Origin of the sequence: Gordonia sp. JH63, assembly GCF_009856645.1 — a bacterium.
GTDB lineage: Bacteria > Actinomycetota > Actinomycetes > Mycobacteriales > Mycobacteriaceae > Gordonia > Gordonia hongkongensis.
Genome location: NZ_CP047235.1, coordinates 3,114,061 through 3,132,602 on the forward strand (window position 1 = coordinate 3,114,061; position 18,542 = coordinate 3,132,602).

Genomic DNA, 18,542 nt, shown 5'->3' on the forward strand with positions numbered 1-18,542 from the left:
CTCGACCTCAAAGAGCACTGGGCCCACGCGCTCGCAGAGCTCACCGCTCGACGATCCGCCGGACCACCTTGTCGGCGAACTCGGCGGTCGTCGCTTCGCCGCCCAGGTCGCGGGTCGCGGTGTGCGCGAGCGTCTCGGCAACCGCCGAGTCGATCCGGGCACCGGCCGCGACGAGGGCCGCGTCGTCGGTCATCTGCCCGTACCTCTGGAAACCCATGGCCACCGAGGCGATCATCGCGACCGGGTTCGCGATGCCGCGCCCGGCGATGTCGGGTGCGGCACCGTGCGACGCCTGCGCCATCACGCGGGACTCCGAGCTGTTGACCGAACCGGCGATGCCCAGCGAACCGGCAAGCTCGCCGGCGAGGTCGGACAGCACGTCGCCGAAGAGGTTCTCGGTGACGAGGACGTCGAAGTCCGCGGGACGCCGAACCAGCAGCGCCGCCATGGCATCGACGTGTTGCTCGGACACCTCGATCTCGGGGAACCCGGCGGCGATGTCGCGGCACGCATCCCGGAACAGGCCGGTGGTCATGCGCAGGACGTTCGCCTTGTGCACGATGGTCAACCGCGGCTGCCGGTCGGAACCCGCACGCTCGATCGCGGCGGCGCATGCGACTCGCGCGATTCGCTCCGACGCCGCGCGTGTGACGAGCCCGACCGCCAGTGCGACGTCGGGTGTCGGCATGAACTCGCCGCTGCCGACCGCCATGTTGCGATCGGCGTAGAAGCCCTCGGAATTCTCCCGCACGATCAGGACATCCATGTCCGACCGGAGCGCCGGAACACCCGGAAATGCCCGGGCGGGACGGAGATTCGCGAACAGGTCGTACCGGGTTCGCAGGACCGCTCCCGGCGTGCGGTCCCCATGACCCGGCGGGTACGCCGCCGAGTCGTGGGGACCGACGATCCAGAAGCCGAGCTCGTCGAGGGCCGTCAGCGTCTCCGCGGGCACCGGATCGCCGTGCGAGGTGATCGCAGACATCCCGAAAGGTAGGTGCTGCCAACTGATCTCGATCGACTCCGCACGAGCGGCAGCCTCGGCGACCGTCAGCGCCGCCGGCACGATCTCGGGTCCGATCCCGTCCCCGACGAGGACTCCGAACTCTCTGTCCCGGTCACCCATCAGTGAGCTGCGTCGTCCCAGGAGCGTCCGAACCCGACCGACACCTCCAGCGGGACGGACAAGGTGATGGCATTGCCCATCTCCTCCCGGACAACGGCTTCGACGGCCTCCCGCTCACCCGAGGCGACCTCGATCACGAGTTCGTCGTGGACCTGGAGAAGTGTTCGCGACGTGAGCCCTTCAGCTGCGAGGCGCTTGTGGACGTTGATCATCGCGACCTTGATGATGTCGGCGGCGGTGCCCTGGATGGGAGCGTTGAGCGCCATCCGTTCGGCGGACTGCCGGCGCTGCCAGTTGTCGCTGTTCAGATCGGGCAGATACCGCCGGCGACCGAACAGTGTTGCGGTGTACTCGTTTCGACGGGCCTCGGCAACCACGTCGTGCAGATAATCGCGCGCCCCGCCGAACCGCGCGAAGTACGCCTCCATCTGCTCCTTGGCCTCGTCGCGGCTGATCTTGAGCTGGGCGGCGAGCCCGAATGCGCTGAGCCCGTACGCGAGTCCGTACGACATGGCCTTCACCCGGTGACGCATCTCGGTGGTGACCTCGTCGATCGGCACCCCGAAGGCCCGTGACCCGACGAAGTTGTGGAGGTCTTCCCCGGTGTTGAAGGCCTCGATGAGGCCGGCGTCCTCCGACAGGTGTGCCATGATCCGCATCTCGATCTGGCTGTAGTCGGCGGTCATGAGGCAGTCGTAGGGCACACCGGTCGCGGTGTCGGCGCCGACGATGAAGCCCCGCCTGATCTCGCGGCCCGCCTCGGTACGCACCGGGATGTTCTGCAGATTCGGTTCGGTGGACGAGAGGCGTCCCGTCGCGGCGATCGTCTGATTGAACGTCGTGTGAATACGTCCGTCGTCCGCGACCGACTTCAGCAGCCCGTCGACAGTGACCTTCAGCCGCGTCGCGTCGCGGTGCTCGAGGAGGTGTGCGAGAAAGGGATGCTCGGTCTTCTCGTACAACGACTGCAACGCGTCGGCGTCGGTGGTGTAGCCGGTCTTGGTCTTCTTCGTCTTCGGCATGTCCAGCTTGTCGAAGAGAATGGTCTGCAACTGCTTCGGCGAACCGAGGTTGATCTGTTCTCCGATGACCTCGTAGGCCGCCTCGGCCGCGGCGCGGATCCGGTCGGCGAACATCCGCTCGAGGGCACCGAAATGGTCGACGTCGACGGCGATGCCCGCGGCCTCGGCATCGGCGAGCACGAACGACAGCGGCAGTTCCATCTCGGTGAGCAGCGGTTTGGAGTCGATCCGGTCCAGTTCCGTGTCGAGCGTGTCGGCGAGTTCCTGGACCGCCCGCGCCTCGAGCATGTGCTGTTCGGCCACCCGCCCGTCCGAATCGTCGTCGAGCAACGACATCTGGCCGTCGCCCGGGCCGCCGTCGGCGCGCAGTTCACGACGCAGGTAGCGCAGCGCGAGGTCGTCGAGGTTGAACGTCCGTTGTCCCGGTCGGACCAGGTAGGCCGCGAGCGAGGTGTCGCTGGTGACACCGTCGAGCTTCCAGCCGCGTGAGCGCAGCGCGTGTACGGCCCACTTCGCCTCGTGAACCGCCTTCGGCGCGGACGGGTCGGCGAACCAATCCCCCAGTGCCGCCTCGTCTTCGGGATTCAGCGCGGTCACATCGACATAGGCGGAGGTCCCATCGGCGGCCGCGATCGCCACCCCGGTCGGGTCCGCCCCGACCACGACATGCGGGGCGGTGACGGCGAGACCGACGCGACCGGTGCGCGCATGCTCGGTCAGCCATCCGGCGACCTCACCGGCACCCAGGACCGCGCCGTCGAGATCGAAACCTGCTTCCGCCTCGGGTTCGACCGAACTCAACGTCGAGAAGAGACGGTCCCGCAACACCCGGAATTCCAGGTCGTCGAACAGCTGGTGGATACGGTCCCGGTCCCACCCGACCATGGCCAGGTCGTCGGGGGACGTCGGCAGCTGCATGTCCCGGACGAGTTCGGTGAGCTGTCGGTTGGTCTGTACCGACGCCAGATGAGCGCGTAATGCGTCGCCGACCTTGCCCTTGACCTCGTCGACGTGATCGACGAGGGCCGCGAGCGACCCGTACTCGCGGATCCACTTCGAGGCGGTCTTCTCCCCGACTCCGGGGATACCCGGCAGGTTGTCGCTGGGGTCGCCGCGCAGCGCGGCGTAATCGGGGTACTGGGTGGGGGTGAGACCGTACTTCTTCTCGACCTCCTCTGGCGTGAACCGCGTGAGGTCCGAGACACCTTTGCGCGGATAGAGCACCGTGGTGGAGGCGTCGACGAGCTGCAGCGAGTCGCGGTCGCCGGTGACGATCAGGACCTTGTATCCGTCCTCCCGGGCCCGCGTCGCCAGGGTCGCGATGATGTCGTCGGCCTCGTAACCCTCGATGGCCAGCACCGAGACACCCAGCGCGTCCAGAACCTCTTTGGTGAGATCGACCTGGCCGTTGAACTCGTCCGGGGATTTGGACCGCTGCGCCTTGTACTCGGGATACATCTCCGACCGGAACGTCTTGCGTGAGACGTCGAAGGCCGCGGCGATGTGCGTGGGCTCCTCGTCGCGCAGCAGGTTGATCAGCATCGAGGTGAAGCCGTAGACGGCGTTGGTCGTCTGGCCCGAATGGGTTTTGAAGTTCTCCGCCGGGAGCGCGAAGAACGCCCGGTACGCCAGGGAGTGCCCGTCGAGCAGCATCAACACCGGCTGCTTGGTCTTGCCCTTGGCTCCGGGTGCCGCCTTGCCCGTCGATCCGGTGGCCTTGGCTGGGGTCGTTGCCGGGGAACTCTGCGCTGGACTCACAATCGCCGAGTCTAGTGACCGCCCCTGACACAGCCTGCCGGACTCCTCACACTCGGCCTCTCACGGGAGGGGCCGGTACATGGACCACACCTTGGGGCCGTCGAGCGGCAGTTCGAACTCCTCGGTCACGCCGAACCCGAATCGCTCGTAGAGGGGCACGTTGCGGACGTTCGAGCACTCGAGATAGGCGGGCCCGTCGATCTGCTCGAGTCGGTGCCCCAGCAGGGAGGTGCCCACTCCTATCCCGTGCACCGGCGCCCCGATCTGACCGAGGTACCAGTGCGGCTCCTTGGGACGTCGTTTGCCGAACTCCTCCTCGAGCTTCATCCCGCGGCTCATCCGCGAGCCCATCGCCCGGAAGAAGCCGACCATCGACACCATCTGCGACAGGGCCGAGACCTTGTGGCCCGGGGGATCCCAGGCGGCGGCACCGACCGGTTGCCCGTCACGCATCGCGAGATCGAGCGTCGAATTCGGGCCGTGGCTGTACTTGAGCAGGGTGCGGAACATGATGAGATGCCGCGCCGTGTCGGGCTGCATCCAGACCGTCACCGGGTCGTCGGCGAAGGCCTGTGCCAGCAACGAAGCGGCGAGTTCGACGTCTGTGGTGGTGGACACGCTGACCGGGACCATCGGACCAGCGTACGACCCGGATCGGGTCTCCGACAGCACATCGCGACTTCCCGACTGGGCAGCGTCGAGGAGAAGTTACCTCCGGGAAACGTCGTTGTCGCCACGTGGTGACGACGCTGGCGCTAATGTCCCGCAGGGTGACATCGCAACGCGCCGGCACCGCGCCGCAGACGCCGCCACGATGCGCTCTCGACGACCGTCCCGATCGCGAGAGCCATCCGCCTGGCCACCTTCCACCGATGCGCCGGTCGGCGATCGCGATGCTGGTGTTTCTCGCCGCGTCGATGCTGTTCGGGCTGTTCGGCGCCTCCCCGGCCGCGGCCGCGCCCGGCGACTCGGTCCGCGTCTTCGGCGTGCTGCGCAACGGTACGGACAAGGTCGCCGGCGTCGAACTCGAGGCCAAGGACGCATCCGGAACCGTTGTCGGCACCGCGACCTCGTCGGCCACGGGTGCGTGGTCCATCAACGTGCCACCCGGCCAGTACACGATCGTCATCAACACCGACTCACTCCCCGACGGCGTCGAGGTCCAGAAGGCGGAGCTGCCCGTCGACGTCAGCGGTGGCACCGCGCGACCGGTCATCTTCTCCTTCGGCGACGTCCGCACCGGCACCGAGGTGTCGGCGGTCTCCGAGCTGACACGGCTGGCCATCGACGGCATACGGTTCGGCCTGATCATCGCGATCACCGGCGTCGGTCTCAGCCTCATCTTCGGCACGACCGGGCTGACGAACTTCGCGCACGGCGAGTTGGTGACACTCGGCGCGGTGACCGCATGGGTGATCAACGTCAAGCTCGGCGTCCAGCTGATCCCGGCGACGATCCTGGCGGTGATCGTCGGTATCGGTATCGGCATCCTCAACGAGCTCGGTCTGTGGAGACCGTTGCGAAGACGACGAACCGGGCTGATCGCCATGCTCGTCGTGTCGATCGGCCTGTCGCTGGTGCTTCGCTACCTGATCCTGATCTTCTTCTCCGATCGCGCCGAACCGTTCGACGACTATCAGGCGCAGACCCAGATCGGCTCGGGCCCCTTCGCGATCACACCGGTCAACCTGGCCTGCATCATCATCAGCATCGTGGTCCTGCTCGGCGTCGCACTGCTGTTGCAGCGCACCAGGATCGGCAAGGCCATGCGAGCGGTCGCCGACAACAAGGACCTCGCCGAGTCGTCGGGTATCGACGTCGACCGGGTCATCTTGTTCGTGTGGGCCCTGGCCGGCGGTCTGGCGACGCTCGGCGGCGTGATGTTCGCGCTCTCCGAGCTCGGCGGCCGGGTGCAGTGGGAGATGGGCTTCAAACTGCTCCTGCTGATGTTCGCCGGCATCACACTCGGCGGCCTCGGCACGGCCTACGGCGCACTGCTCGGGTGTGTCATCGTCGGTCTGCTGGTCCAGTTGTCGACCTACATCCTCAGTCCGGACCTGAAATACATCGGCGGGCTGCTGATCCTGATCATCATCCTGACCATCCGGCCCCAGGGCATTCTCGGATCTCGAGCGAGGATCGGCTGACCCATGGACATCATCTCAGCGCTCCAGATAGCGATCGCCCAGCTGATCGGCCCGTCGGCGATCTTCTACGCCCTGCTGGCCATCGGCCTGAACCTGCACTTCGGCTACGCCGGCCTGCTCAACTTCGGCCAGATCGCCTTCGCACTGCTCGGCGGATACGGCGTCGGCATCATGGCGGTGAACTACGACCAGCCGTTGTGGCTCGGCGCCATCATCGGCATCGCCGCGGCCGGGATGCTGGCCGTGGTGCTCGGCCTGCCGACCCTGCGTCTGCGCGCGGACTATCTGGCGATCGTCACCATCGCCGCATCGGAGATCCTGCGCCTGGTCTTCCGTTCGACGTCGACCGACGAATTCACCCGGTCCACCAACGGCATCTACGGATACGCGGGCAGCTTCTTCACCATCAGCCCGTTCGACAACGGCAAGCAGTACTCGTTCCTCGGGGTCAAGTTCCTCGGCGGCGACCTGTGGTCGATGGTGGTCGGCTGGATCGTCGTCGGCTTGCTGTGTGTGATGGTGTACCTGCTCGTCCGCAGTCCGTGGGGCCGCGTCCTCAAGGCGGTGCGCGAAGACGAGGACGCCGCCCGCTCGCTGGGTAAGAACGCCTACTTCTACAAGATGCAGGCCCTGGTACTCGGCGGTTGCATCGGCGGCCTCGCGGGTGTCTTCAATGCCTTTGCGACGCAGTCGATCAATCCCGACTTCTATTCGACCGCACAGACCTTCTTCGCCTACGGCGCGCTGATCCTCGGCGGGGCGGCGACGGTGTTCGGTCCGGTGCTCGGTGCCATGCTGTTCTGGTTCCTCCTCGCGGTCCCCGACGCACTGCTGCGGCAGGCCACGTCCGGCGACGACCCGCTGTTGAATCTGTCCGCGCAGCAGGTCGGCGCATTCCGCTACGTTCTGCTCGGTCTGGCGATCATCCTGATGATGGTGTTCAGACCTCAGGGCCTGCTCGGGAACAAGAGGGAGGTGCAGCTCGATGCCTGACGACCCCACCTACACGGGTACTGCGGCCATCCGGGCGACGCGCCGGGACCTCACCGCGTTGTCGGCCGCGGAGCGTGCCCAGCTGTTCGCCGGCGTTGCCGCCGAGTCGGGTTCGCCCAAACCCGATCCGATCATCATGGTGGACAACATCTCCCGTACTTTCGGCGGCATCAAGGCGGTGCAGGTCGATCATCTCGAGGTGCAGCGCGGCGCCATCACCGGCCTGATCGGCCCCAACGGCGCGGGCAAGACCACCTTCTTCAACCTGATCACCGGCTTCGACAAGCCCGACTCCGGCACGTGGTCGCTCAACGGCGACTCCCTGGGCCGGATGGTTCCGCATCAGGTGGCACGCCGCGGCATGGTGCGTACCTTCCAGCTCACCAAGGCGCTCGCGAAACTGACTGTGCTGGACAATGTCCGGCTCGGCGCGACCGGGCAGCGGGGTGAGCATTTCCTCGCCGCACTCGCACCCTGGGTGTGGCGCAGACAGGAGGCCGAGGTCACCGAACGCGCACACGAGTTGCTCCGGCGCTTCAAGCTCGACGCCAAGGCCGACGACTTCGCCGGCTCCCTGTCGGGCGGGCAGCGCAAGCTGCTGGAGATGGCGCGCGCGCTGATGACCGACCCCGAGATCGTGATGCTCGACGAGCCCATGGCCGGCGTCAACCCGGCCCTCACCCAGAGTCTGCTCGAACACATCAAGTCGTTGCGGGACGAAGGGGTCACGGTCGTCTTCGTCGAACACGACATGGACGTCATCCGCGACATCAGCGACTGGGTCGTCGTGATGGCCCAGGGTCAGATCATCGCCGAGTCGCTCCCGGATCGGTTGGGCGACAACGACGCCGTCGTCGACGCGTACCTCGGCGGGCATCACGACCAGGCCCTCGAGTTCGACGACCAGGGTCGGCCGGTGGGCGCCACCGCCGTACTCGCGGAGAAGGTCGAGGCGGCCATCGAGGCGACGCTGGAGGACGGCGGGGATCTCTCGGAGGTCACCGAACTGCCCCCCACGACCCCGGACACGAAGAAGGACGGACGATGAGCACCGACCCCGGTCCCGGACAGCTGACGCCCGCGCAACTCGCGGCCACCGCCGAGGAGCACCGCAAGCTGGCCGGCAACGCCCTGATGCGGGCCGACGACATCACCGCCGGCTACCTGCCCGGCATCAACATCCTCGAGGAATGCAACTTCTACCTCGGTGACGGGGAGATCGTCGGGATCATCGGTCCCAACGGTGCCGGGAAGTCGACGCTGTTGAAGACCCTGTTCGGACTGATCCCGGTGCGCAAGGGTTCGGTGACCCTCCGTGGCGACGACATCACCTCGGCCAAGGCCCACGTTCTCGTCGACAAGGGTGTCGGTTACGTCCCGCAGACACAGAATGTGTTCCCCGCGTTGACGATCGAGGAGAATCTCGAGATGGGCGTCTATCTGCGGCCCAAGACCTTCGCCAAGCGGTTCGACTTCGTGTCCGAACTCTTCCCGCTGCTCTCGGAACGGCGAAAGATCAAGGCGGGTGCGCTGTCCGGCGGCGAACGGCAGATGGTCGCGATGGGCCGTGCGCTGATGATGGACCCGGCGGTACTGCTACTCGACGAGCCGTCGGCCGGTCTGTCCCCGATGTTCCAGGACGAGGTGTTCATCCGCTGCAAGGCGATCAACGCCACCGGCGTCTCGATCATCATGGTCGAGCAGAACGCCCGGCGGTGCCTGCAGATCTGCGACCGCGGGTATGTCCTCGACCAGGGCCGCAACGCCTACACCGACACCGGCCGCAACCTGGCCACCGACCCCAAGATCATCGAGCTCTACCTCGGCACGCTCGCGGGCAGCTCCGAGAAGAACTGAGGTCATGAGGCCGTCACGACGGCACTTCCCCCGCCGACCGCACCGACGACGAGACCCCCGGCCGAAGCCGGGGGTCTCGTCGTGTGCGGGTCTTACTGCGCCGCGACCGAGACGTACTTGCGCGTCGGGGTGAGCAGCTTGTTGGCGTCGTCGAACTCCAACACACCGTACGAGCCGACACTCGGCTCACCGGCTGCGTTGAACGCCAGGTTGCCGGTCTTGCCGACGTAGGCGACCGTCTTGCCACCGTTCAGCAGGTCCAGGCAGGCCTGGTAGGAGTCGCAGTTCTCCTCGCCGTTGGTCACCCCGATGATGTTGGCCGCGATCGCGCGGCCGTCGGTCGACTTGGCCGCGGTGGCGGCGAGTGCACTCAGCACCGTGGCGTCGTAACTCTCACCCGAGTAGTTGAAGTCGATGAGGTCGCCGTCGACCTCCTTCAGGGCCGCCTGGAAGTCACCGCTGGTCTGGGTGAGTGGCGTGGTGCCCTTCATACCGGCGAGCAGGCCCGGACCGACGGCCTCACCGAGGGCGTTGCCCATGTTGCCGTCGACACCGTAGACGAGCTTTCCGTCGCTCGGGCCGATGCCCACCTCGTGCATACGGGTGATGATCTTGGCGCTTTCCTCGAAACCGATGACCGCGATGCCGTCCGGGTTGAAGTTCTTCACCTGATCGACCTCGGCGTTGAACGACTGGGCGTTCGGGTCGTAGATGATCTTCTGGATCTGGTCGGCCGGAACACCCGCGGCCTCGAGATCGCGAACGGTGTTGTCGGCCAGTCCGGTTCCGTACGGGTCGTTGAGTGCGAGGATCGACACGCGCTGCACGCCGTCTTCGGCCATCGTCTGCGAGAGCGCCTGCGCCTGGAGGGTATCCGCCGGTGCGGTGCGGAAGTACTGCCCCTTGTCCTCATAGCAGGTGAATTCGTCGGAGGTGTTGGCGGGCGAGAACATGACCGCACCCGCGTTGGCGACCTTGTCGATCACCTTCAACGACACCGAGGACGACGCGGCACCGATGATCACCTGCGTTCCGGCGCTGAGTTCGCGGTCGACGGTGGCATTGGCCGTGTCTGTCGTGGTGTCTCCGGAGTCACCGGTGACGAGCTCGACGGGTTGGTCGAGGACCCCGCCGGCGGCATTGATGTCCTTGATCGCGAGCTCCACGCCCGCCTCCATGGGCGGTCCGAGGAAGGCCAGCGAACCGGTCGCCGGAAGCAGGGTGCCGACCTTGAGTGCGGCCGTGCTCGCCGGGCCGGGGACGGCCTTGGGCGGGTTGCACGCCAGCTTCTGTGCGAGGCCGAGGCCCGGAGGTGCGGGCGTGGACTCGACGGCGGCGCTCGACGACGCCTCGGAACCGCCGTCGGAACCCGAATCTGAATTGCTACAGCCCGCGACCACCAGCGTCGCCGCCGCGGTCACGACCACTGCTCCGCTCCTCAAAAAGCGTACGGACATCGATGCTCTCCTTGCGTCTGGCCTGCGCGCTCGGCAGTCGGCCGGTGCGGTCGGCGTTTGTCACGAAGGCGGCGCATCGCCGTACGGCGAACCGCGCCTCGCAGGAGAAAGCTAGCGCGATCTTGTTGCGGCTGCGTAAAGACAGTGAAACTGGTTTGCGCGCACAGGCATTGCACCGTCCAGGGGTTCTGGGTCAGTCGCTGCCGAGCGTCTCGACGACAACCTGCGCAACGGCTTTCATGGTGGTCCGGCGGTCCATGGCCGCACGCTGTATCCATTTGAAGGCATCCGGTTCGGACAGAGCCTGCTTCTCCATGAGCAGGCCCTTGGCCCGCTCCACGAGCTTGCGAGTCTCCAGCCGCTCGTTCATGGTCGCGACCTCGCGCTCGAGCTGTTTGAGCTCCTGGTAGCGACTCACAGCCACCTCGATGGCCGGCACCAGATCGGCCTTCGTGAACGGCTTGACGAGATAGGCCATGGCGCCGGCGTCGCGTGCCTTGTCGATGAAGTCGCGCTGGCTGAATGCGGTCAGCATGACGACCGGGGCGAGGCGCTTCGCGGCGATCTCGGTCGCGGCATCGATACCGTCGCGCACCGGCATCTTGATGTCCATGATCACGAGGTCGGGGGCCAGCGACTCGGTCAACTCCACGGCGACCTGCCCGTTCGGCGCCTCGCCGACGACGTCGTAGCCCTCTTCACGCAGCATCTCGATCAGATCCATCCGGATCAGCGAATCGTCCTCGGCCACCAGCACGCGGTGTGTTGTCGTGGTCTCACCGGCTGCGGTCGTCGCACTGTCGGTCACCGTCACCATCCCCTCCTCCGCGTCGCTGACGCCACGTCTGTGTGCACGCAGAGTACCGGTTGGCAGGCCGCTCGGCCGATCATCTAGAGTTGGTTCCCGGCGCGGGCAACCCGCGCACTGGCCCCCGTAGCCCAATTGGCAGAGGCAACGGATTCAAAACCCGTCCAGTGTCAGTTCGAGTCTGACCGGGGGCACCAGAAACGACCTGATCACCGCCCGCTTTGCGGCGGCTCGGCACACTCACCAGGCCAACGCCGGTTCGCAGCCGCCGACGCCGATCCCGACATCGTCGCAACGCACTGTCCGGACCCCGAACAGACGCCTCAGGAGCTCATCGGCACCCAGGTCGGTGTGCTCCGCCCAGCGTCGGACACGGTGTCGTGCACGCGACGCCGTGAGCGTGACCGACGCCGGCCGCAACCCGCCGAAGTCCACCGTCACCTGGCCACCCTCCCCCGGTGCGACGCGCGTCGCGAGGAGCGCGAGCGAATCAGCGGAGAAGACCACGGGCCCGGCAACCTCGACGACGAACCTGCACCGCGACAGCGTCGACGCGTCCGGGCCACCGATCCGGATTCGCGAATCACGGACTCCGAGCTGAGCAACCAGCGTTTCGGCGTCGTCCCCGACAAGCCAGGCGGCGGCATCGGACCCGCGCAGGGCGCTGCCGACGGTGTGCAGCAGCGAAGCCGCGGTGTGGCCGTCCGTCGACACCAGCACGACGATGTCCGGGATCGGATACAGCAGCCCGGCGGTCCGGGCCGCCGGATCGGTGATGAGGGGCGCGAGAGCGAGCGCTTCGGCGTTCTTCTCCGAGATCCGTTCGGGCACCGCACGCTCGGCCCAGTCGGGTCCGTCGTGCCAGGCGACGGCGTCGGGTTCGTGAACGAACACCGCACCCATCATGAAAGCCCGGTTCGCGAATTCCCAGTCCTCTCCCCCGTACCCGACGAAGGACGGGTCGAATCCTCCTACATCGTCGAACAGCTCCCGGCTACAGCTCATCACCGCGCTGATCATGTACTTGTAGCCGTCCCAGCCCGGGAGCAGGAGGTTGGCTGTGCGGTCATAGGCGTTGACCAGCCACTCGGGTTCATGGTCGTGCGCGACCTCGAGATGCCGCTGGGCGGACAGCCATTCGACCACCGAGCGGGGCTCGACCTGACTCAGGTCCCCGTGCTTGCGTCGGCCGACCACGAGTACGTCGGGCGCCGCGGCGGCCAGTCGGACCATGTGCGAGATGTAGCCGGCGGTCGGAACCGTATCCGCGTCGAGGAAACACAGAACCGAGCCGTTCGACGCCGCGACTCCCAGGTTGCGGGCGGCGGCGGCCCGAAATCCCCTGTCCTCCTGCCTGACCACGGTGATGGTCAACCGGGAGGTCCACGCGCTCACATCCGGGGGAACTCTCGATCCGTCGTCGGCGACCACCACCTCCAGTCGATCCGGCGGGTAGGTCTGCGCCGTCAACGCCTCGAGGACCAATGAGAGTTGATGTGTCTGCTCGTAATACGGGATCACGACGCTCACCAATGGTCTCGACGAAAGATTTCCGACCAGGTCCCAGCGATTGTCGGGCACGATGGTCCGGCCATCGTCGAGTCCGACGACCGTCACGCACTCCACCGCCGCAGCAACATCTCGTGGCTTCGACCGACGTCGGCGGCGGTCGGCGACGGCGACACCGCCGCATCGATCCACGTGGATTCCGGATCCGCGAACGCACTCTCGATGGCGGCCCGAAGCGCCGCGTCGTTGTTGTCGTGCATCGTGAGCACGCCCGGCGACCGAGCGGCGAGTTCCTCGGTGTAGGCGGTCCGCGGAACCAGTGGACGACGTCCGGCCGAGATCCAGGAATTGATGGAGCCGGATGCCGACATGTGCCGGTGGTATGCGACCGGAACCGTGACGTCCGCCGACGCCCGGCGGAGTTCGTCGTCGGTCAGGTAGCCGGTGATCGTGCATCGCCTCCCCGTGTCCGCGGCGAGCTTCGCGAGGTCGTCGGCGAGATCGTCGTGGCCGGGCGACGGAGTTCCGAGCGCCACGAAGCCGACCGACGGATCGAGACCGGCCATCGCTCTGAGCGTCTCGATGTGACCCTTCCCCGGATACAGGTAGCCGAGCACACCGACGGTCAATTCGTCTGAGTCCGAGGGCTTGTGGGCACGGACGGCATCGAACATCAGCGGCACGACCTCCACCTCGATCGACGCGTCCACATACTTGGCGAAGAGCGACGCCTCGTGTCGGCTGGACACGATCACGCCCGCCGAAGACCGGGCCACCGCTCGGAAGAACTCGATGCGGGCCGGCATCGCCCGTCCATCCGAGGGCTGCGGCAGATCGTGAAACGTCACCGAGACCGGGCGTCGGAGCCCCGCAATCATGGCGAGCAGGTTGTCCCGCGCTCGCAACGGAGTGTGTCCGAACAGACGGTCGGTCACGTGCATGTGCACGTGTGCGCACTCGGTCAGAATCGAGGACACGCCGGCACACCGCGTGCGGAGGTGTACCAGCCGATGATCGCCACCCTCGGCCGTCACCGCGTCGAAGACAGACTGGGCATACCGAACCACACCGTGCGAGCGGGGGCCGACGAGGAGGTGCCCCACTGGGCTCGTCATGACATTCCCAGGATCTCGATGAGATCGCCGTACCGGTCCAGCACGGCGTCGATGAACTCGGGACGCTCTGCGTACCACTGCATCTGACTGCGGTGCACCTCTTCCTCGGTCAGCACCGCACCGCCGACGTCCCAGGACGCTCGCGGGGTCGCCTGGATACCGAGCGCGTCGATCACCCGTCGTTCCAGCGGCGCCCGGATGTTGCCGAGCAGGTCGCGTGACGGCGGGACCGGCGCCGACGCCCCGAGCGCCTCGAGAATCCGACCGCCGAGGGTCAGTAGTACCCGGTTGCCGGGATGGTTGATCGTATGTGCGGCGTCGGCCCCGACGTCGAGCAGGATGTCGGAGATCCCGACGTCGCAGTGCCGCCGCTCGCGGACCTCGAGCTGGGCCACACTCCACTGTGCGGCCTCCCGGAAGCGGTCGGCGGAGACCTCGACATCCCATTCGTCGAAGCGGGTCCGGCCGGCTCTGACCGCCAGGACGGTCCGGAGATCGTGGTAGGGAACAGCAGCGGGTACCGCGGACGGTTGCGCGGGATGTCGGGCGATGACCTGAAACGGGAACAACCCGCTGTAGCGGATGACCGGCCACACCACGACGGTCGCGGCCGGTGCTATCTCCGCGAGGTCGGGTCCACCGATCGGGAGCCCCCGGTATCGGGCACGTACCGGCTGAGAGACGATGACCGCGGCCCGGCGGACGAGGCGTTCGACATGAGCGATGTCGGTGGACTCGAGTTCGTGGACCGGTGGGACTCGAATGGTGCGGAACGGAAGGTCCGGGGAGCTGGACAGCACGATCCGCAGCGCTTCGGCCTGGCAGTTTCCCCAGACGACGAGCAGCTGCTCGTCATCGTTCATCTGCGCCTCGGTGACGCCGTAGAACTCGCCGTAGTGTCGGGTCCGCCCGTCCACCAGCACGGTGTCACTCGACGTCATACGCACTTCGCTGTGGTCGAGCGACCTGGTGGTGTGCTGTCATCGTGTGTATCGACTCCCCTCGCGGACAACCGGCCGACCCCAGCTCCTGGTATATCCGTTCGTCTCGCTGACGAATCATCGGCTTGGTCACACTGCCCCGGTCCCCAGACATTCGGAACGAACCGGAAACCGGACGGGTGAGCGACGGCCCCGGTGATCAGATCACCGGGGCCGTCTGCCGTACAAGAGGTGACGTCACAACGTCCGGGCGATGATCTCCTTCATGATCTCGTTGGTGCCCGCGTAGATCTTCTGGACGCGGTTGTCGGCCCACAGACGCGCGATCGGGTACTCGTTCATGTAGCCGTACCCGCCGAACAGCTGCAGGCACTCGTCGGCGACCACCATGGCCCGGTCACTGGTCCACCACTTCGCCATGGCGACGGTCGGGATGTCGAGCTCGCCCTTGATGTGCTTGTTGATGCAGTCGTCGACGAACACGCGCGCGATCCGTGCCTCGGTCGCCGCCTCGGCGAGTTTGAATTTCGTGTTCTGGAAGCTGAAGATCGGCCGGCCGAATGCCGTGCGGTCCTTGGTGTAGGCGATGGTCTCGGAGACGGCCTTCTCCATGCCGGCCACCGAGGCCAGCGCGATGATCAGCCGTTCCTGCGGGAGCTGCATCATCAGCTGGACGAAGCCCTGGCCCTCTTCGGGGCCGAGGAGGTTCGAGGTGGGGACGCGCACACCATCGAAGAACAGCTCCGAGGTGTCCTGCCCTCGCTGGCCGATCTTGTCGAGTACCCGGCCGCGTCGGAAACCTTCGCGCTCGGCCTCGACCAGGATGAGCGAGATGCCCTTGGCTCCCTCGGAGACGTCGGTCTTGGCGACGACGATGATGATGTCGGCCTGACCACCGTTGGTGATGAAGGTCTTGGAGCCGTCGATGACGTACTCGTCGCCCTGCTTGATCGCCTTCGTCTTCACATTCTGCAGATCCGATCCGGTACCCGGTTCGGTCATCGCGATGGCGCCCACCGCCTCGCCACTGGCCATCTTGGGCAACCAGGTCTTCTTCTGCTCCTCCGAGCCGTACTCGAGGATGTAGTGCGCGACGATGCCGTTGTGCAGGCTGACGCCCCACGAGCTGTCGGCGACGCGCGCCTGCTCCTCGATGAGCACGGCCTCGTGCGCAAAGGTGCCACCGCCGCCGCCGTACTCTTCGGGAATCGACATGCAGAGCAGGCCGAGGTCACCGGCTTTGTTCCACAGGTCGCGGTCGACATGGTGCTGCTCGATGAACTTCTCGGTGTTCGGCTGGATCTCCTTCTCACAGAAGCTACGTGCGAGATCCCGCAGCGCGGTGAGATCGTCGTCTTCCCAGGAGGACCGTTCGGTCATGGTGTGCGTACCTATCCACGATTGACAGTGTCAACGGTGACCGTAACAGTCACCATTGGCACTATCATGGCGGCGTCGTCATCCCTGACTGCGGAGCACGTTCTTCTGGATCTTGCCCGTCGAGGTCTTGGGGAGCTCGGCGAACACGATCTCCTTCGGCACCTTGAACCGGGCGAGAGTGCTCCGCGCGAACTCGATCAGGTCGTCGGCGGACACTGCGGAACCGGGCCGCACCGAGACGTAGGCGATCGGGACCCAACCCACCGTTCGTCGGTGCGGCCGACCACCACCGACTCGACGACGTCGGGGTGGCTGTCCAGGACCCGCTCCACCTCGACCGACGCGATGTTCTCACCGCCGGAGATGATGACGTCCTTGCTGCGGTCCCGGATCTCGACGTACCCGTCGGCGTGCATGACCGCGAGATCACCGGTTCGCAACCAGCCGTCGACGGTGGCCGCGGCCGTCGCCGCAGGGTCGCGGTAGTAGCCGAGCATCACGTTGTTGCCGCGGACCACCAATTCACCGATGGTCTCGCCGTCGGACGGGACATCTCGTCCCTCGTCGGACACCACCCGAACCCGCCCTGCCACGATGTTCCCGATCCCCTGCCGTGCCTTGCGTACGGCGCGTTCGTCGTCCGTGGCGTCGTCCCACTGAGGCTACCACTCGTTCACGACGATCGGGCCGAACGTCTCGGTCATCCCGTAAAGATGGGTGATCTCGATGCCGAGCCCGGCCATCCGCGAGAGCAGCGCGGGAGATGGCGGTGCACCTCCCGTCGCAGCCCGGACGACGCGGTCGAGCCGTGCCGCGGACGGGTCCTCCGCGATCATGGTGAGCACCGTGGGAGCCGCGCTGAAGTGAGTCACCCCTTCCTCGGTGAGGTGGCGCCAGATCCGTCCGGTGTCGATGCTGCGCAGGCAGAGGTTCGTACCACCCGCGGCGATGACGGCCCAGGTGAAACACCAACCGTCGCAATGGAACATGGGTAGGGTCCACAGGTATGTCGAGCCCGGTCCGAGACCGGAGTGGTACGCCATCGCCAAGGACTGCAGGTACGCGCCGCGGTGGTGGTACATCACGCCCTTCGGACGGCCCGTCGTCCCCGAGGTGTAGTTGATCGCCAGCAACCCCCGCTCGTCGGTCTCCCGCCGAACCGGCGCCCCGGCCTGCGCGAGCAGCGACTCGTACTCGTCCGCGCCGTCCGCTGAACCACCCACGACGACCCGGATCCCCACCGATTCGGCGACCGCCCGTGCACGGTCGGCGAACTCGACGGTCGCGACAAGGAGCGTCGCACCGCTGTGCTCCAGGATGTAGACGAGCTCGGGTTCGGACAGCCGGATGTTCAGCGGCACCAACACCGAACCGTGCGCGGGCACGGCGCTGTGCAGTTCGAGCATGACCGCACTGTTCGCACAGAGGGCGGCCACGCGGTCACCCGGCCTGACGCCGAGCGCCTCCAGCGCGGCGGTGACGTGCCCGACCCGCCGATACAGGTCGGCGTAGGTGAGGCGGAGCGCACCGTCGATGACGGCGGTGCGGTCACCCCTGTAGATGTAGTGAGTCGTTGCTCTGGGCGCAACGTTGTGCGACATCTGGCCTCGAGCGGGTGGCCCGCGCGCGCCGCGCACCGGGGAACGGGAGTTCGTCGAAGACGATACTGCGTATGGGTCCGTTAACGTCGGAAGAGCTTGTTGCCCAACCACACCAGCGGGTCGTAGGTGCGGTCGACAACTCGCTCCTTCATGGGGATCAGCGCATTGTCGGTGATCTTGATCTGCTCGGGACAGACGTCGGTACAGCACTTGGTGATGTTGCAGAGGCCCAGTCCGTGCTCGGTGCGCGCCGAGTCGCGGCGTTCGGCCACGTCCAGGGGGTGCATGTCGAGTTCGGCGACGCGCATCAGGAAACGCGGCCCGGAGAAGTTCTGTTTGTTGTCCTCGTGATCGCGCACGACATGGCAGGTGTCCTGGCACAGGAAGCACTCGATGCACTTGCGGAACTCCTGCGAACGCTGCACGTCGACCTGCTTCATCCGGTACTCCCCCGGCGCCAGACCCGGCGGCGGTGTGAACGATTGCACTTCACGGGCTTTGGCGTAGTTGAACGAGACATCGGTGACCAGGTCGCGGATCACCGGGAACGTGCGCATCGGGGTCACCGTCACGACCTCGTCCTCGGTGAACGTTGACATCCTGGTCATGCACAGCAGTTTGGGACGCCCGTTCACCTCCGCCGAACACGATCCGCACTTGCCCGCCTTGCAGTTCCAGCGCACCGCGAGATCCGGGGCCTGCGTCGCCTGTAGGCGGTGGATGATGTCCAGCACCACCTCGCCCTCGTTGACGATCACCGTGTAGTCCTCGAGACCGCCGGCGTCGGTGTCGCCGCGCCAGATCCGGAACTTCGCGTCGTATCCCATG

At 66.5% G+C, this 18,542-nt stretch carries 17 protein-coding genes and 1 tRNA gene; 5 read left to right on the top strand and 13 right to left on the bottom strand.

Annotation, left to right across the window (positions count from 1 at the left end):
* Positions 1–40 precede the first annotated feature (40 nt).
* From GR168_RS13835 to GR168_RS13845, 3 genes are read right to left on the bottom strand one after another with little or no spacing between them, the layout of a single operon-like run.
* On the bottom strand, positions 41–1,126 hold the full coding sequence (locus tag GR168_RS13835) for an isocitrate/isopropylmalate family dehydrogenase (RefSeq protein WP_159370976.1): 1,086 nt from the start codon (positions 1,124–1,126) through the stop codon (positions 41–43).
* A complete protein-coding gene (gene polA / locus GR168_RS13840; protein ID WP_159370977.1) occupies positions 1,126–3,906 on the bottom strand; it encodes a DNA polymerase I in 2,781 nt (926 codons plus the stop codon). Before polA ends, GR168_RS13835 begins: the two co-directional genes overlap by 1 nt.
* Before the next feature lie 60 nt (positions 3,907–3,966).
* Positions 3,967–4,539 carry a GNAT family N-acetyltransferase gene (locus GR168_RS13845; RefSeq protein WP_159370978.1) on the bottom strand — a complete coding sequence of 191 codons (573 nt, stop codon included), beginning with the start codon at positions 4,537–4,539 and terminating at the stop codon, positions 3,967–3,969.
* A gap of 239 nt (positions 4,540–4,778) precedes the next feature.
* On the opposite strand from GR168_RS13845, the gene GR168_RS13850 reads away from it, so the two are divergent.
* The 4 genes from GR168_RS13850 to GR168_RS13865 are packed head-to-tail and all read left to right on the top strand — an operon-like array spanning position 4,779 to position 8,903.
* Positions 4,779–6,053, top strand: a complete 1,275-nt coding sequence (locus GR168_RS13850; RefSeq protein WP_238995093.1) for a branched-chain amino acid ABC transporter permease — start codon at positions 4,779–4,781, stop codon at positions 6,051–6,053.
* Between the two features lie 3 nt (positions 6,054–6,056).
* Positions 6,057–7,046, top strand: coding sequence for a branched-chain amino acid ABC transporter permease (locus GR168_RS13855; RefSeq protein ID WP_137808538.1), 990 nt, complete (start codon positions 6,057–6,059; stop codon positions 7,044–7,046).
* Complete coding sequence (locus tag GR168_RS13860; RefSeq protein ID WP_137808537.1) at positions 7,039–8,094, top strand: ABC transporter ATP-binding protein; 1,056 nt, start codon at positions 7,039–7,041, stop codon at positions 8,092–8,094. Before GR168_RS13855 ends, GR168_RS13860 begins: the two co-directional genes overlap by 8 nt.
* The gene (locus GR168_RS13865; protein WP_058251840.1) at positions 8,091–8,903 is read left to right on the top strand and encodes an ABC transporter ATP-binding protein; all 813 of its coding nucleotides are present in this window, start codon (positions 8,091–8,093) and stop codon (positions 8,901–8,903) included. The genes GR168_RS13860 and GR168_RS13865 overlap by 4 nt, the downstream gene beginning before the upstream one ends.
* A 92-nt stretch (positions 8,904–8,995) precedes the next feature.
* Here GR168_RS13865 and GR168_RS13870 read toward each other — a convergent pair whose 3' ends face one another.
* Positions 8,996–10,360, bottom strand: a complete 1,365-nt coding sequence (locus GR168_RS13870; protein ID WP_159370979.1) for an ABC transporter substrate-binding protein — start codon at positions 10,358–10,360, stop codon at positions 8,996–8,998.
* Positions 10,361–10,553: 193 nt separating this feature from the next.
* The gene (locus GR168_RS13875; RefSeq protein ID WP_159371932.1) at positions 10,554–11,177 is read right to left on the bottom strand and encodes a response regulator; all 624 of its coding nucleotides are present in this window, start codon (positions 11,175–11,177) and stop codon (positions 10,554–10,556) included.
* A 111-nt stretch (positions 11,178–11,288) separates the two neighbouring features.
* On the opposite strand from GR168_RS13875, the gene GR168_RS13880 reads away from it, so the two are divergent.
* Positions 11,289–11,365, top strand: a tRNA-Leu gene (locus tag GR168_RS13880).
* 43 nt (positions 11,366–11,408) lie between these two features.
* On the opposite strand, the gene GR168_RS13885 is transcribed toward GR168_RS13880, so the two are convergent.
* From GR168_RS13885 to GR168_RS13905, 8 genes are all read right to left on the bottom strand, one after another.
* On the bottom strand, positions 11,409–12,785 hold the full coding sequence (locus tag GR168_RS13885; protein WP_203235855.1) for a glycosyltransferase: 1,377 nt from the start codon (positions 12,783–12,785) through the stop codon (positions 11,409–11,411).
* Positions 12,782–13,792 carry a hypothetical protein gene (locus tag GR168_RS23750; RefSeq protein ID WP_203235856.1) on the bottom strand — a complete coding sequence of 337 codons (1,011 nt, stop codon included), beginning with the start codon at positions 13,790–13,792 and terminating at the stop codon, positions 12,782–12,784. The genes GR168_RS13885 and GR168_RS23750 overlap by 4 nt, the downstream gene beginning before the upstream one ends.
* The gene (locus GR168_RS13890; protein ID WP_137808535.1) at positions 13,789–14,733 is read right to left on the bottom strand and encodes a WcbI family polysaccharide biosynthesis putative acetyltransferase; all 945 of its coding nucleotides are present in this window, start codon (positions 14,731–14,733) and stop codon (positions 13,789–13,791) included. The genes GR168_RS23750 and GR168_RS13890 overlap by 4 nt, the downstream gene beginning before the upstream one ends.
* A 237-nt stretch (positions 14,734–14,970) precedes the next feature.
* Complete coding sequence (locus GR168_RS13895) at positions 14,971–16,113, bottom strand: acyl-CoA dehydrogenase family protein (protein ID WP_065632378.1); 1,143 nt, start codon at positions 16,111–16,113, stop codon at positions 14,971–14,973.
* A gap of 78 nt (positions 16,114–16,191) precedes the next feature.
* Positions 16,192–16,377, bottom strand: a complete 186-nt coding sequence (locus GR168_RS24270; RefSeq protein ID WP_343213000.1) for a hypothetical protein — start codon at positions 16,375–16,377, stop codon at positions 16,192–16,194.
* On the bottom strand, positions 16,311–16,706 hold the full coding sequence (locus tag GR168_RS24275; protein ID WP_343213001.1) for a hypothetical protein: 396 nt from the start codon (positions 16,704–16,706) through the stop codon (positions 16,311–16,313). The genes GR168_RS24270 and GR168_RS24275 overlap by 67 nt, the downstream gene beginning before the upstream one ends.
* A gap of 69 nt (positions 16,707–16,775) precedes the next feature.
* Positions 16,776–17,714, bottom strand: coding sequence for an AMP-binding protein (locus tag GR168_RS24280; protein WP_343213002.1), 939 nt, complete (start codon positions 17,712–17,714; stop codon positions 16,776–16,778).
* 80 nt (positions 17,715–17,794) lie between these two features.
* On the bottom strand, positions 17,795–18,541 hold the full coding sequence (locus tag GR168_RS13905) for a succinate dehydrogenase/fumarate reductase iron-sulfur subunit (protein WP_159370981.1): 747 nt from the start codon (positions 18,539–18,541) through the stop codon (positions 17,795–17,797).
* Between the last annotated feature and the right edge of the window lies 1 nt (position 18,542).